The 887-nt window shown below is 69.6% G+C and carries 1 protein-coding gene; it reads left to right on the forward strand.

Features of this window, described 5'->3' with window-relative positions; genetic code table 11:
* On the forward strand, positions 1 to 876 hold an 876-nt coding region (locus tag ACGWYJ_RS38895; protein ID WP_395111714.1), incomplete at its 5' end, for an IS982 family transposase.
* Between the last annotated feature and the right edge of the window lie 11 nt (positions 877 to 887).

Raw genomic sequence — 887 nt, forward strand, 5'->3', positions numbered from 1 at the left:
GCGATCGCACTGTACGTCAAGATCGACGACGACGCGGCCGGGATCACCCGGCTGCCCGGACGACCGCCCAAGCTCAGCCACTCCGAGCTGATCTGCCCAGCGGTGATGCAGGCCATGCCCGGCTTCACCTCCGAGGCCCGCCGGCTGCGCTACCTTCGCACCTATCTGGGCCACCTGATCCCCTTCGTCCCGCAGCAGCCCGGCTACAACAAGCGCCTGCGGGCCGCGCTTCCGCGGATCAAACGCATCATCCGCACCCTGGCGGCCGACACCGGCTTCCGGCACGACACCGTGTGGATCACCGACTCCACCCCGGTGGAATGCGGCCGGTCCCGCCCCACCGTCCAGCGCTCGGAGCCAGCCGGCTGGGCCTCCTACGGCTACTGCCGCTCCCACTCGCGCTGGTTCTGGGGGCTGCGGCTGTATCTGGTCTGCACCCCGGCCGGGATACCGATCACCTGGGCGCTGGCCAACCCCAAGCTCGACGAGCGCGAAGTGATCGCCGCGATGCTGGAGACAGAGCAGGAGCCGGCCGCCGATCGGCCGGGCCTGCTGCCGATCGCCGACAAGGGCTTGCGGGCCCGCTGGTTCGAAGACGAGCCGGCCGCCCAGCACGGGATCAAGCTGCTGCGCCCGGCGATGCTCAGCGAGCAGCCCCGGCCGGGCGAGCACCTGCTCAAACCCGTCCGCCAGCTGATCGAGTCGGTCCACCACACCCTCAAAGGCCAGCTCGACCTGGAACGACACGGCGGCCGCACCATCCAGGGCGTGGCCGTCCGCGTCGCCCAGCGCATCCTGGCCATGACAGCAGCAATCTGGCACAACCACCGCACCAGCCAACCGGTCACCCGATCGCTCATCGCCTACGACCATTAGGAATCACTCGT

Source organism: Actinomadura sp. SCN-SB (assembly GCF_043906805.1).
Classification (GTDB): Bacteria; Actinomycetota; Actinomycetes; order Streptosporangiales; family Streptosporangiaceae; genus Spirillospora.